The sequence below is a fragment of the Roseibium alexandrii DFL-11 genome, assembly GCF_000158095.2.
Taxonomy (GTDB): domain Bacteria; phylum Pseudomonadota; class Alphaproteobacteria; order Rhizobiales; family Stappiaceae; genus Roseibium; species Roseibium alexandrii.
The window spans coordinates 3,053,494-3,067,325 of sequence record NZ_CM011002.1 but is presented as its reverse complement, the minus strand read 5'-3'; the positions used below and the strand labels follow the sequence as shown (position 1 = coordinate 3,067,325).

Here is a 13,832-nt window from a genome sequence, read left to right as displayed (position 1 = left end):
CGATGACTCAGCCCTTCCCGTTTGAAAGGAAAGGTTCTAGCTTGGGCATCAGCCGGGGCGGCGGAACTGAGTTGCTCTTGGCTTTCAAGTCATTATCGATCCAGAAGGTCTCAGAGGCGGTTCATGACGCAGCTCCCCAACTCACTTGAAGCCCGCGATGTTGCGGTCCAGCTTCATTCTTATGCAGATGCCCGCAAGCAGGAAGAGACCGGGTCTCTTGTCATCGACAAGGGCGAGGGGATTTACGTCACCGATATCAACGGCAAGCGCTACATTGAGGGCATGGCCGGCCTTTGGAGTGTTGCCGTCGGCTTCGGGGAAAAGCGTTTGGTCGATGCTGCCGCCCGGCAGATGGAAAAGCTGCCCTACTACCACACGTTCACCTACAAAACGCACGGACCGTCGATCGAGCTTGCCGAAAAGCTGATCGAAATGGCGCCGGTGCCGATGTCCAAGGTCTATTTCACGAATTCCGGGTCCGAGGCCAATGACACGGCGCTGAAACTGATCTGGTACCGGTCTAATGCGCTGGGCCAGCCGGAGCGCAAAAAGGTAATATCGCGGGTGCGCGGGTATCATGGCGTGACCATCGCGTCGGCCAGTCTGACTGGCCTTCCGAACAATCACCGCTCCTTCGATTTGCCCCTACCGCAAGTCTTGCACACGACTAGCCCGCATTACCGCAGCCAGAAAAAAGACGGCGAAAGCGAAGCGGATTTTGCCAAGCGTTGTGCCCAGGATCTGGAAGATCTGATCCTCGCCGAGGGCCCGGAGACAATCGCGGCCTTCTTTGCAGAGCCGGTCATGGGCGCGGGCGGTGTCATCGTGCCGCCGGACGGGTACTGGGAGGCGGTTCAGCCTGTTCTTGAGAAATACGGCATTCTGTTTGTCGCCGACGAGGTCATCTGCGGATTTGGTCGGACCGGCAACATGTTCGGGACTGAGACATACAATCTCCAGCCCGACATCATGACCCTGTCGAAGGCATTGTCGTCCTCGTATCAGCCGATCTCAGCGCTTTTGATCAATGACAACGTCTATCAGCCGATTGCAGACGAATCGCACAAGATTGGCGTCCTTGGTCACGGCTATACCGGCAGCGGCCATCCTGTTGCGGCAGCGGTTGCCCTCGAAAACCTGAAGATCATTGAAGAGCGCGATCTCGTTGGAAACGTGCGCACGATGTCGCCACTTTTTCAGAAGCGGCTTGCCGGTTTGGCCCAAAACCCCCTGGTGGTTGAAACCCGGGGGATCGGCCTGATCGGTGCGGCAGAGCTTCACCACGAAGCGTTGGCGGATACACCGGGCGCACTTGGCGCGCGGACAAACGCGGTGTTCCTCGAAAAGGGGCTGATCTCGCGCAACATGCTGGACGCCATGGCGTTCTGCCCGCCGTTGATCATCACCGAAAACCAGATAAACGAGATGTTCGACATCGCGGAGGATAGCCTCCAGGCAGCGGCACTTCTATGACTGTTTGGTCGATTGTCGGCACGATCAGCGGCACATCGGCCGACGGCATTGATCTGGCTGAGATCAAAACCGACGGACGTGAGGTGAGTGCGTTTGGCGCAGCTGAGACCGTGAGCTACCGGCCGGAAACGCGAACGCGTGTTCTAGAAGCTGCGGCGAAGAAAGGAACGGACCGAGAGGCCTGGCCGAACTTGGCCCGCGCTGTGACCGAAGACCATGCCGAGGCTGTTGGGGCGTTTCTTGGGAAACACGCTTTGGTGCCCGACGCTGTCGTCTTTCATGGCCAGACCGTGTGGCACGATCCGGACGCAGGCGAGACCGTCCAGCTCGGTGACCCGCAACTGTTGGCGGATATCTTGAAGCTTCGGGTGATCGGTGATGTTCGCTTGGCTGATATGGCGGCCGGAGGGCAGGGCGCGCCGCTTGTTCCGGTCTACCATCAGGCGCTCGCGCGATCTCTGGTCGGCGGTGGGCAGGAACCAATCTGCTTTTTGAACATCGGGGGAGTATCCAATCTGACCTTTGTTGACGGTGATACCTTGCATGCTTTCGACATAGGGCCGGGAAATGCGTTGCTGGATGATTGGATCCGGCGGCATGAGGCCGGCGACTATGATGCTGGTGGTGAGATTTCGGCAAACGGAAAAGTGGCGGAAGACCGTCTTTCTGATGCTCTATCCCATCCGTTTTTGTCGGAGGCTGGACCAAAGTCATTGGACCGGTACAGCTTTTCCGGAGGTTTCGTTGAAGGATTGAGCCTTGAAGACGGCGCGGCAACGCTTTTGGCGTTCACGGTCGGCGCCATCTCAAAAGCAGAAACACTTTTGCCAAAACGTGTAAAGTCGTGGCTGATCTGTGGTGGCGGGCGCCATAATCCCGTGTTACTCCGCCGATTACAGGAAGAGCTGTCTGGTGACGTCGTTTCGGCAGATGTCTATGACATCGACGGCGATGCGCTTGAAGCACAGGCGATGGCGTTTTTGGGCGCGCGGCTGCTGGCCGGATTGCCGACAACCTTCCCGGAAACGACCGGAGCCAATGGCCCGGTGATTGGCGGACGGCTCTACCAGCCCGGAGAGTAAGTTCTGCTTTTCAAAAGGTTTTGGAGGCATCGTGAAGACAATCACGGAACCCGCGCGCGAAGTTGACGTCATTCATGAAACCGATGTTCTGGTGGTGGGCTCAGGCCCTGGCGGACTGTCTGCTGCACTAGGAGCCGCGCGCGCCGGCGTTGATGTGACGCTTGTGGAGCGTTTTGGCTGTTTGGGTGGCAACATCACGGCGGTGGGCGTAGAGGGCTTTGCCTGGTACCGGCACGAAAAGACCGTCGACACAGAAGGCGTGGGCCGGGAATTCGAAAGCCGCGCGCGCGAAGCCGGTGCATCGACCCCGGAACCGCAATCCGACAGCGATGCGATTGATGCCGAGGGTTTCAAGCTGGTCGCCGACAATCTGGTTGAAGAAGCCGGTATCCGGCCAATGATGCATCGTGCCTTTGCGGCCCCGATCATGGACGGCAACGAGATCAAGGGCATCATTACCGAGAGCAAGGCAGGCCGCGAAGCGATCCTTGCCAAGCGCGTGATTGACGCAACGGGCGATGCCGACATTGCCTACCGCGCGGGCGCTGAGACGCAGAAAACACCAGTTGAGGAAATGCAGGCGGCATCTGTCATGTTTTCCATGAACGGTGTCGACAAGCGGAAATTCATCGAGGCCGTCAAGGCCGACCCGCATACCTACAAGGACTGGGAGAGCGGCGAATGGACGGTGGAGACCACCGGCAAGGAGGACAAGATGTTCTCGCCATTTCTGAAAAAGCCGTTCAAGCAGGCCTTGGAAGCGGGTATCATTCCCGCTCATCTGCAAACCATTTCCGGAACCTGGGGTGCCGTCTATGACAGCGGGGATCTGACCTATCTCAACCTGGTGCACTTGCCGGAGTGTGACGGGACCGATCCGGATTCCATGACGCGCAACGAGATCGAGGGGCGCCGTCAGGCCATGCTCGCCGTTGAAGCCTTGAAGCGCTATCAGCCGGGATGTGAAGACGCCAAGCTCCGGAATTTCGGCATGACCATCGGTATCCGGGACACCCGCAAGATCCTTGCCGCTTATGACATGACGGGCCACGATGTGCGTGAGCAGGGCCGATTTGACGACAGTGTCGGCATTTTCCCGGAATTCATTGACGGGTATGGCATTCTGATCCTGCCGACGACCGGGCGCTATTTCCAGCTGCCGTACCGCACCATGCTGCCGAATGGTGTCAAGAACCTGCTCGTTGCCGGACGTGCCACCGGAGGTGACAAGGTAAGCCACGCGGCAACACGGAACATGATGTGCTGCACGGTCACCGGTCAGGGCGCAGGCGTTGCCGCGGCAATCTCCGTGAAACAGGGCATCGATCTGGATGCCATGGATATTTCCCTGTTGCAAACCGAATTGAAGCGTCAGGGCGTCCGGCTTCACTGAAGACCGTCGTCCCAGCCCAAGTGCAAGGTGCTGTCCCGGCCTCGCGCCGGGACCAAATAGCTATCGCTTCGGTTCAAAACGGAGCAGCATGCATAGTGCAGAAAGTTCGTCACAGCGGTCTGCCGGACTATCAGCTTGGCATAAGCGCTTCCGCAGGCTATCAGATTTGGCATGAACGGATCTGAAATCTATCATCGGCTGATCGGCCTTATCGAAGAACGCACGCTCAAGCCGGGAGACCGATTGCGCGAAGCTGATTTGGCCGAGAGTTTTGGTGTGTCTCGCACGCCGATCCGTGAGGGGTTGAAGCGGCTTGAGGCGCAAGGCCTTGCCGTGCACGAACCAAACCGGGGCATGGTGATCCCGACGCTTGATCACAACCAGATCAATGAAGTCTATTTCATGCGGGAGGTTCTTGAGGGAACAGCCGCGGGCCTTGCCGCAAAACATGCCTCGAAACCGGAAATCGAAATCCTTCAGGATTTGGTGGATGCGGACCGCAAACGGGTCACCGATACGGACAGTCTTGTGCGGTCAAACCGGGAGTTTCACCGGCGCCTGTGTCTTGCCTCGCATAACCGGTATCTCGTCGACCAGATCGAGCATTTGCGCCTGTCTCTGATCCTGATGGCGGGAACAACACTCGACACGCCGGAGCGCCGGGAGACGGCCGTGGAAGAGCACGCGGCCATTGTAACCGCCATTGCCGACGGCAGTTCCGACGCTGCCGAAGCGGCTGCCCGGCTCCACATTGCCCACGCCCACAAAACCCGGCTGCAGCAGATCTGAATTACTTGGTGCTCAGGATTGTCCCTGTTCGTATTCGGCGTGATATTCGGTGATCACTTGGCGGGCAAACGCACCAATCTTGGCGTACTCGGCTTCGGTCAGATTGGCGAGGGATACGCGGGCAGAGGCATCAACCACTTCAAATCCCTTGCCCGGCAACAGCACGACGCTGGTCTCTTCCGCCAGCCGGAAGAGGAAATCATAACCCTTCTTCTGGTCAACGAACCAGTTGGCGAACTCTTCCCCATATAACCGCCCGCTCAAGTGCTGGAGGTTGATGAGGGTGTAGTAGTTGACGTCGTTGACCTCATGCTTGGGCTTCACCCCCATGTTGAGTTCCAGCGTGTCGAAGCGCTTTCGAATGAGGCTCTTGGCTGAATTCTTGTACCTGTTATCACGGTCGAGCAGCCCTGCCAGGGCAAACAGGGTCATTTGAACCTGTTGCGGTGTGGACGCTCCGGCGGTGTGATTGAGGGCAACCGCCCGGCTGTCGGCCACAAGACGGTCGATGAACTTGATGGCCCTAGGCTCTGTTGTCAAAGACGAATAGCGCTTGTCGACTTCGGCCTTCGTTGTTTCCGGCAATTCCGCGAGAGCTTTTTCGAAAACATTGTCATCGTGAAGCGCTATGACACCGAGGCGCCAGCCGGTGGCACCGAAGTACTTGGAGAAAGAGTAGACACACAATGTGTTGCGCGGACATTTGGCGAAGAGCGACAAAAAGTCGTCGGCAAAGGTCCCGTACACATCGTCGGTCACCACAAAAAGGTCCGGCCGCTTTTCATTGATGGCTGCAGCAACGCGTGCGAGGCACTCGTCCGATAGTTTCACCGAAGGCGGGTTGCTCGGATTGACGATACAAAACACCTTAACGGATGGATCTTCGAGTTTTGACAGTTCCTCGTCGCTAAATTGCCAGTCCGTATCTTCATTCATCCGGATGTCTACGATGGGCATTCCGTAGTCCGGCAGAGGCGGGATCTCCAGATAAGGGGAAAAAATCGGCGTGCCGAGGGCCACTTTGTCGCCGGGTTTGACCATTCCATTGGCCTTCAGCGTCTGGAAAATATAAGTCATCGCGGCAGTGCCGCCTTCGGTCGCGAAGATCGAATAGGGACCCTTGCGGGGCTCTGCGCCAAACATTTCCTTGCCGAGGTAATCACCAACTATCCGTTCGGCACAGGTGAGCATGCGTGGTGGGACCGGGTAATTGCACCCAAGGAAGCCTTGTACCAGCTCAAAGATCAGATCGTGCCGGTGGATCCCCAAATGATCCTTTGCGTAGGAAAAAGCAGCCTTCAAAAAGTCGATACCCTCTCGCTTTTCTTGCCGGAGCAGGAAGTTCTCAAATCTCAACAGCTGCCCGTCATGTTCCGGCAGACCGCCGAAACCGCTGTCGAGATAGGAGTAGGAGCGTTCAGCCTCTTCCAGGGCGAAATCGCCAAGCCGCAAAAAGGCGTGCCTTGGTTCCGTGGCGAGAAAATTCGGATTGCCGCGTCCGGCATTCAACATCATGCGCTGCGCGCTTGATGTCGCGATTTCAATGAGTTTGTCCTTGAGCTCAAACGGGCTGAGCTCTTCAAAACCGGAGTAATCGAGTTTTGCCATGTTGAACTCCAAGAAAACTTATGGGGTTGGATTGGTTGAGACCAGGCCGATGATCAGCGGACCCCAGAGGGTAAGGAGTACGTTTGCAACGGCGTAGGTCACAGTGAAACTGACGACAGGGGTTGCGTTCTCTGCTTTGCCGAGCAGCGCAGCAAAACCGGGATTTGCGCTGCGTCCACCGACGAGGCAGGCCAATGCCTCGATTGGGTTTTGAATGCGCAGCACGTAATAGGAAAAGAAAAAGCCGATGACTTGAGGGATTAGCGTTACGCCGATCCCGAAGAGGAAGAGGTTTAACCCCTGTTCCTGCAAAGTAGTGAGAACTTGAGGTCCGGCACTGATCCCGACAACTGCGACAAAGACGGCCAGCCCAAAGTCCCGAAGAAAATTGACGGCGCCGGTTGGCAGAGCCGCATAGCGCGGATGTGTGCTGCGCAGCCATCCGAACAGCAATCCGGATAACAAACAACCACCGCCGCTGCCGATCGAAACCGGAATGCCGGCAATCCGGAACTCGATCAGGCCCAAAAGCAGACCCAGCGTCATCCCGAGGCCGAAAAATACAAAATCGGTGATCGCGCCCGCACTGATAGGATAGCCAATCGACTTTTGGACGGCGTCGAGATCCCGCCCGCTTCCAGTCAGTTGCAACTCGTCGCCTTTATGGAGTTCCAGGTCTGGCAGGAGTGGCAAACTTCGGCCAGCGCGCTTTACCCCTGTGATGAAAACATCCCGGAGTGCTGCTGACTGTGTATGATCATGAATGCCTTGCAGCTTGCTACCAGCATAGTCTGGATTGGTCAGGACCAAATGGCGGTTTTCGAGAACAAGCGAATATCCGTTGGGCGGGGCGGTTTCTGGGCCCCAGTCTTGTGGTGGTGCGTCAAGAACTGAGACGAGACCGGTTATGGCAAGGACGTCGCCGGTTTCCAGTGCTGGGTCTTGCGCGAGGTTCAGCTCCTGCCCGCTGCGCAATACGGCTTCAACGGTGACCTCATCATACGTGGCATCGAAAGCAGATGCCGATTGTCCTAAGTGCGAGCCTCCCGCCTCCAGCTGATAGAACCGAGTATCGATCCGGTCTGCGGCATTGAACTCACCTGGTTCCAATGTCTTGGTTCCCCCGGACATTTGTTCAGCGAGTTTGATTGCTTCCTTGCGGATGTCCCAGCGCATGATGGTTGGAAAAAACCATGTAACCATGATGATGGGGCCAATTGACCCGAAGATGTAGCAAACCGCATAACCAACGGCGATGTTGGTTTCCATCAACGCTTTCAGGTCTGCCGAGACGTTCAGTTTTTGAACCGTCTCGCCTGCGGTTCCAATAATGGCCGATTGAGTGAGCCCGCCGGCAGCCAATCCTGCTGCTGTACCCCGATCGAGCCCAAATCCATATGCAAAGGCCAGCACAGTTAGAAGGCCCAAAATGCACATGGTGGCCGCGGACAAAAGCTGGTTGAGAGATTTGAGGGACAAGGCCCGGAAAAATTGCGGGCCGCCTTGATAACCGACCGCGTAAATGAAGAGTGCGAAGAAAATGCTCTTGATGCTGCTGTCGATTTGAACGCCGATTTGGCCCAGAACGACGCCAACGATCAGGGTCCCGGCAATGCCGCCAAGCACAAAGTTGCCTACCTTGAGCTTGCCTACGAGATACCCAAGCGAAACGGCAACGAAAAGGTAGATAAGCGGGGACTGCCCCGCCAACCATTGAAGCAATTCCATGGCCACTCCCAAAACACCGGCGGGTTCAAAACTGAACTGCAAGGTGATTTGAGAATGGGACGATTACAACGTTCTGGGCAAGTTAAATCACTGTCACAGCAAAGATCAGCATTCCACGATGTTGACCGCCAGACCGCCTTTGGACGTTTCCTTGTATTGCTCCATCATGTCCATGCCGGTTTGGCGCATGGTCTCGATACAGCCATCAAGGGGAACAAAGTGCGAGCCGTCGCCGCGCAAAGCCAATGAGGCCGCCGTTACGGCTTTTACAGCGCCGAGTGCGTTGCGTTCGATGCATGGCACCTGCACGAGGCCTGCGATTGGATCGCACGTCATTCCAAGATGATGTTCCAGCGCAATTTCAGCAGCATTTTCGATTTGCTCGTTCGTGCCACCAAGGGCCGCGCAGAGCCCGGCCGCGGCCATGGCGGACGCTGAGCCGACTTCGCCCTGGCACCCGACTTCCGCACCAGAGATCGAGGCATTCGATTTGATGATACCGCCAATCGCAGCCGCTGTGAGCAAAAACGTGCGGATGCCATTGGCGTCAGCGTCAGGACAATGGTCCAGATAGTAACGGGTGACTGCCGGAATAACGCCAGCAGCGCCATTGGTCGGGGCCGTGACAACCCGCCCTCCAGCGGCGTTTTCTTCATTGACTGCCATGGCATAGACACCCAGCCAGTCGACGACATTGTGTTCAAACGGAGGGTTTGAGCGGCCTTCTTTGAGAAGCTTTTGATAGATGTCAGCAGCCCGCCGCTTCACCTTCAAGCCGCCTGGAAGGATGCCGGACTGTGTGATGCCGCGGTTGATGCAGGCGTCCATCGCAGACCAGAGTTTGTCGATGCCCGCCTCGACCTCTTCCTTGGTTTTGTCTGCGCATTCGTTCTGCAGCTTCATGTCCGCGATGCTCAGATCATGGTCTTGGCCCATTTCCAACATTTGCTTTGCGGACGAAAATGGGAATGGAACTTCCTGCCGGGCGAGCTCATTGACGGGTTCGTTGGTTGTCTTGCGCAGTTCTGCTTCACTTGCGACGAAGCCGCCACCGATTGAATAAAATACAAAACTGTCTAGAACCGTGCCGTCGCTGCCACGAAGATGAAATGTCATTCCGTTTGCATGGAGCGGCAGTGAGGGGCCGTAGTCAAAGATCACGTCCTTTTCTCGATGGAATGGAAGATCAAAGAGGCCTTCGATCCGCAACCTTTGGTCTACGGCCAGTTGCTCAAGCATTGGTTCGACTTGATCCGGATCCAGCGTGTCCGGAGTAGCGCCCAGCAGTCCAAGGCAGACCGCCTTGTCGGTCGCGTGTCCCTTTCCGGTGAACGCCAAAGATCCATGCAGCGTCACCGTGATCCGTGACGCCGACCGACATACAGTCGGGTTGGCCCTCAGACGATCAATGTAGCGGTGAACGGCTACCATCGGTCCGACAGTGTGTGAACTGGACGGACCGATACCGATCTTGAAAATATCAAAAACGCTGATGAACATCGTTACAGAGTGCTCTTACCTTTGCCGGGATCCGGGCGTGTGACAGATGCAGTGGAAACTATCAGGTCTTGCCATCCAAAATGACAGTATAACGAGCAATTCTGTGTTGATTGCGACATTTTCGAAGCGACCGATTTTCCTGTGTACATCGGCTTTGGGAAACAGTTGTTCCGTTGGTTGCCGTTTGATAGCGTGCGGCTCCCTATAAACCACACCAATCGGTATAAGAGATCCACATGCAATTCCGACACCCTTCTGACAAAGATGACGTCCTTCGCACGAAGAAGGATGCATTCAAGATACCGGAAGGTGTGATCTACCTGGATGGAAATTCACTGGGTGTCCTGCCGAAAAACGTCCCGGCCCGGCTTGCTGAAGTTGTCGAGCAGGAATGGGGAATGAGCCTTATTAAGTCCTGGAACGAACATAGCTGGTTCGATCTGCCGCTTCGGGTCGGAAATCGAATCGGCCGGCTGATCGGCGCGCCTGAAGGCTCAGTCGTCGCGTGCGACAGCACATCGGTGAATGTGTTCAAGGTTCTTGCAGCGGCTCTCTCTCTCCGGGCGGACCGGAAGGTGATCCTGTCCGACAATGGAAACTTTCCAACGGATCTTTATGTGGCATCCGGCTTGGCTGAGTTGCTCGACAAAGGTCACGAATTGAGGGTTGTCGCGCCCGAAGAGGTTGAAGCGGCAATTACCGAAGATGTTGCGGTTGTTATGCTGACACAGGTCGACTACCGGACGGGACGTCTGCACGACATGGCAGCCTTGACCGAAAAGGCTCACCAAGCGGGTGCGCTCGCGATTTGGGATCTGGCGCATTCAGCAGGTGCGATCCCGGTCGATCTCAAAGGCGCAAAGGCCGACTTCGCTATTGGGTGCGGGTACAAATACCTGAATGGAGGACCTGGAGCGCCAGCATTTCTATATGTGGCTGAAGTTCATCAGGACAATGTAACGTCCCCGGTCACGGGTTGGATGGGGCACGAGGCGCCGTTTGCTTTCGATCTCGATTATCGCGCTGTCCATGGTGTCAACCGCATGACGGTTGGAACGCCGGCGATCCTGTCGCTGTCCAGCCTGTATGCCGCTTTGGACGTCTTTGAAGATGTCGATATGGCCGATATCCGGAAGAAGTCCATTTCCTTGAGCGAGTTGTTTATTAAAAAGGTAGAGGAGAAATGCCCGCAATTGACGCTGGCGAGCCCGCGCGATCCGGAGACCCGCGGCAGTCAGGTCTCGTTCCGGTTTGAAGAGGGGTATGCTGCCATGCAGGCGTTGATTGCGCGTGGCGTGATTGGTGATTTCCGGGCACCGGATGTGATGCGTTTCGGCTTCACTCCGCTCTACCTGTCTCATCAGGACGTGGTCGACGCCGTTGCGATCCTCGCGGACATTCTTGAGACGGGGAGTTGGGATCGCCCGGAATATAAGAGCCGGGCAAAAGTCACTTAGTCGGTATGTGCGCCTGACTTTCCAGGAAGCCCAAGAACCGGTCCTCCGGGACCGGTTTTGAATAGAGATAACCCTGGAACCGGTCGCAGCCGTTTTCCGTAAGCCAATCTCTTTGCTCGATCGTTTCAACGCCTTCGGCGACCACGGTGGCGCCCAATGCGTCTGCAAGCGAGAGGATCAGTTTCACGATTGCCCCGCCGTTCGAGATATCATTGATGAATATCCGGTCGATTTTGATGCCGTCGATCGGATAGTTGTAAAGATAGGCGAGGTTCGAATAGCCGGTACCGAAATCGTCAATGACGATGCTGTAACCGATGATCTTGAGTTCGTTCAGCGCGGTAAGTGCATCCGGGATCTCGCCAAGAACGACGTTCTCCGTAATCTCCAGAATGATTTTCGTCGGATCGCAGCCATAAAGATCGGGCAAATCCATCATCAGCGCGGTGAATTCCGGATCGGACAGCTGCCAGGGCGAGACATTCATTGAGATCGAAATGTCAAAGCCGCGCTTGCGGAACCGTACCTGTGCCTGCGCGACGCTCCTGCAGACCCACGCCCCGATCCGGTTGATCAAGCCCGTGTCTTCGGCAAGCGGAATGAACTGGTCAGGCGGAACAAGTCCTTTTTCTGGGTGAAGCCAGCGGATCAACGCTTCGGCGGATACAGTTTCGCTGGAGGCGGTCAACGCGATCGGTTGGAAGTAGAGAGCAAATTCGTCCTCCTCGATCGCTCGTTCCATATCTTTTTTCAGTGCAAGGTTTTCATCCCGCCGCAGGCGCATAGTGTCATGGAAACGGACACACTTTTCCTTAGGGTCCCGCTTGGCCTGATAGAGAGCCAGATCGGCGTTCCGGATGAGATTGTCGATAGAGCGGCCGTCTTCAGGATAATGTGAGTAACCGATACTGAGACTCACGCTGCGCGGATGACCATCGATCATCTGCTGATAGCTGAAACTTCCGAGCAAGGATTTGCCGAACCAGCCTGGGCCCTCGGCCTCCGGGTCTTCCAGGTGACAGATGAGAAACTCGTCGCCGCCCAGGCGCGCAACAATGTCCTGGGGCCCTGCGATCTCTTTCAGGCGGTTGCCGACAAGCTGGAGCAGGGCGTCCCCGGCGGCGTGGCCCATGGTGTCATTGATGGCTTTGAAGTCGTCCAGATCCACCAGATATAATGTAGCCGTCAAACCCTTTGTCGCCGCATCGGCGAGCAACTTTGACAAACGCTCGGTTAAATAAGTGCGGTTCGAAAGTCCGGTTAGGGCATCGTGGCTAGCCAGATACTGGGCCCGCTCCTTTGTTTCATGAAGTTCGGTAACGTCGATCTCGCTTACCAAATACGCAGGTTGACTGGTAACCGCATCGCTGCATGGGCGAACAGTCAGTTCATGCCAACGGTCACCTTGACTGGTGCGTACAAGCGCGACGAGACGCGCATTGCGCTCTCTTTCCAACCGCTCCTTAAGGTGCAGGATGTCTGCCGGATTTTGAAATTGCTGATAGAAGTTCGTTTCAAGATCGACGCAAGCAGCCCGTGCTGCCGTGTTTCGGTAAAGAGGAGAGCCGTTTTTCGTGAAAAGCGAGATCATCACGGTGGTGTGCATCAACGCTTCGGCACTTCGAAGGGTCTCTGGCTGTTGTTCGTGATGATCGCGCGCTTCGCAGAGCATTGCCATCCGCCCATCATTCAGAACAATGCCACTCATAGTCACTTGGAGAACGCGGGCTTTGCCTTTCGGATAGAGTGTCCAAATCTCGGAAACGCTCACGTCCTTTTGAGTGAAATCCTGCCGGTATTGCTTCAGGCGTTGGTCCACGGAATGAGACATGTCGGATCCCATGTCTCTTGTCCGCAACTCTTCGAGACTTGGTGCACCCGTGATTTCCAGGGCTTTTTTGTTGGCCCAAATAATCTTTTTTTCGTCGAAATCAAAAATCCAAACACCGGTTTCGAGCCGATCGTAAATGCTGTTGATCAGTCGCGCATCGAACCTGGAATCGGTGATTGCTGCACCGGCATGTTCAGACTCATCTGTGGAGTGCCGCACAATCTTTTGGAGTTTAAGTTGATCGGACAGGGTCATTCTCCACGCCATGCATCCGCATTGCAAACTTCATCCAACTCGACAGCTTCGCGCCTGCAATCTACGATTTAAATCTTAATATCGTCAGGACTTACAATGTCCGCGACCGGATACTAGAAGGCATCTTGCTTTGCAGCTGTTCCCAATGGATGTATTTAAGAATAGATAAGAGTGGTGAAAATTCTCCTAACTTCATGATGTTAAATCGCAAAAACAGTGTACATGATTGGCGTGGTACGTGCACTCCTTGAATTGCTGGCAATTTGGCGCGCTTGTTCAAGCTTTCCCTAAAGCCAAGCCGATCAGTGGATTTTTCGTTTTGCAGCAGATGCTTCTCGCTAAACGCGTATTCTCAAGGATGGCGGTAGACGGTATTTGTATGGCAAGACAGACCAGCGATTTCTGATCCAGGATTTGTATGAAAGGATTGGGTCTCGGCTTTGTTATCTGGTTTACGCCTGTTTGTTCTGTTCCTGCCGTCATATCTTTTGCCTTGGTGTTGAATTCGGATCAGGTGTACCAAAACGCCTCGATTACCGGAAAAACTTGCCTTTTCTGGTGCAAACAGCGGTTTTTATGAGTTGATTGATCTGCCAATGAAGCTAGAAGGATTGGGGCCGCGCCAAGGAAATATGGCGGGGGATCCTTTCGTGGATCTTGCGCGACAATCGAAGCGGCCAAAGGAAAATAAGAAAGACCGCTTGGGAGGCGGCGAG

General features: G+C 55.6%; 9 protein-coding genes. 5 read left to right on the top strand and 4 right to left on the bottom strand.

The features are described 5' to 3' along the window. The first annotated feature begins 123 nt into the window (after positions 1–123). The 4 genes from SADFL11_RS14155 to SADFL11_RS14140 all read left to right on the top strand — a co-directional run bounded on the left by SADFL11_RS14155 (position 124) and on the right by SADFL11_RS14140 (position 4,737). The gene (locus SADFL11_RS14155) at positions 124–1,473 is read left to right on the top strand and encodes an aspartate aminotransferase family protein (RefSeq protein WP_008190932.1); all 1,350 of its coding nucleotides are present in this window, start codon (positions 124–126) and stop codon (positions 1,471–1,473) included. After that, a complete protein-coding gene (locus SADFL11_RS14150) occupies positions 1,470–2,555 on the top strand; it encodes an anhydro-N-acetylmuramic acid kinase (RefSeq protein WP_008193313.1) in 1,086 nt (361 codons plus the stop codon). Before SADFL11_RS14155 ends, SADFL11_RS14150 begins: the two co-directional genes overlap by 4 nt. Positions 2,556–2,586: 31 nt before the next feature. Next, positions 2,587–3,948, top strand: a complete 1,362-nt coding sequence (locus SADFL11_RS14145) for an FAD-dependent oxidoreductase (protein WP_008195845.1) — start codon at positions 2,587–2,589, stop codon at positions 3,946–3,948. Between the two features lie 171 nt (positions 3,949–4,119). After that, positions 4,120–4,737 carry a GntR family transcriptional regulator gene (locus SADFL11_RS14140; protein ID WP_008195721.1) on the top strand — a complete coding sequence of 206 codons (618 nt, stop codon included), beginning with the start codon at positions 4,120–4,122 and terminating at the stop codon, positions 4,735–4,737. A 12-nt stretch (positions 4,738–4,749) separates the two neighbouring features. Here the strand turns inward: SADFL11_RS14140 and SADFL11_RS14135 are convergent, their stop codons facing one another. The 3 genes from SADFL11_RS14135 to SADFL11_RS14125 form a co-directional block, all read right to left on the bottom strand. Continuing rightward, the gene (locus SADFL11_RS14135; protein ID WP_008190343.1) at positions 4,750–6,345 is read right to left on the bottom strand and encodes a bifunctional aspartate transaminase/aspartate 4-decarboxylase; all 1,596 of its coding nucleotides are present in this window, start codon (positions 6,343–6,345) and stop codon (positions 4,750–4,752) included. Positions 6,346–6,363: 18 nt separating this feature from the next. Next, positions 6,364–8,073 carry an aspartate-alanine antiporter gene (gene aspT, locus SADFL11_RS14130; protein WP_008194784.1) on the bottom strand — a complete coding sequence of 570 codons (1,710 nt, stop codon included), beginning with the start codon at positions 8,071–8,073 and terminating at the stop codon, positions 6,364–6,366. 105 nt (positions 8,074–8,178) lie between these two features. After that, the gene (locus tag SADFL11_RS14125) at positions 8,179–9,573 is read right to left on the bottom strand and encodes an L-serine ammonia-lyase (protein ID WP_008193249.1); all 1,395 of its coding nucleotides are present in this window, start codon (positions 9,571–9,573) and stop codon (positions 8,179–8,181) included. Positions 9,574–9,809: 236 nt separating this feature from the next. On the opposite strand from SADFL11_RS14125, the gene kynU reads away from it, so the two are divergent. Continuing rightward, positions 9,810–11,030: a kynureninase gene (gene kynU, locus SADFL11_RS14120; RefSeq protein ID WP_008197076.1), complete on the top strand. Its 1,221-nt coding sequence runs from the start codon at positions 9,810–9,812 to the stop codon at positions 11,028–11,030. Here the strand turns inward: kynU and SADFL11_RS14115 are convergent. After that, positions 11,023–13,116, bottom strand: coding sequence for a sensor domain-containing protein (locus tag SADFL11_RS14115; RefSeq protein ID WP_134853034.1), 2,094 nt, complete (start codon positions 13,114–13,116; stop codon positions 11,023–11,025). The genes kynU and SADFL11_RS14115 overlap by 8 nt on opposite strands. Positions 13,117–13,832 lie beyond the last annotated feature (716 nt).

Coding starts and splice junctions, on each gene's coding strand:
- SADFL11_RS14155 (WP_008190932.1), top strand. CDS start 124: ATGACGCAGCTCCCCAACTCACTTGAAGCCCGCGATGTTGCGGTCCAG.
- SADFL11_RS14150 (WP_008193313.1), top strand. CDS start 1,470: ATGACTGTTTGGTCGATTGTCGGCACGATCAGCGGCACATCGGCCGAC.
- SADFL11_RS14140 (WP_008195721.1), top strand. CDS start 4,120: ATGAACGGATCTGAAATCTATCATCGGCTGATCGGCCTTATCGAAGAA.
- SADFL11_RS14135 (WP_008190343.1), bottom strand. CDS start 6,345: ATGGCAAAACTCGATTACTCCGGTTTTGAAGAGCTCAGCCCGTTTGAG.
- aspT (WP_008194784.1), bottom strand. CDS start 8,073: ATGGAATTGCTTCAATGGTTGGCGGGGCAGTCCCCGCTTATCTACCTT.
- SADFL11_RS14125 (WP_008193249.1), bottom strand. CDS start 9,573: ATGTTCATCAGCGTTTTTGATATTTTCAAGATCGGTATCGGTCCGTCC.
- kynU (WP_008197076.1), top strand. CDS start 9,810: ATGCAATTCCGACACCCTTCTGACAAAGATGACGTCCTTCGCACGAAG.
- SADFL11_RS14115 (WP_134853034.1), bottom strand. CDS start 13,116: ATGACCCTGTCCGATCAACTTAAACTCCAAAAGATTGTGCGGCACTCC.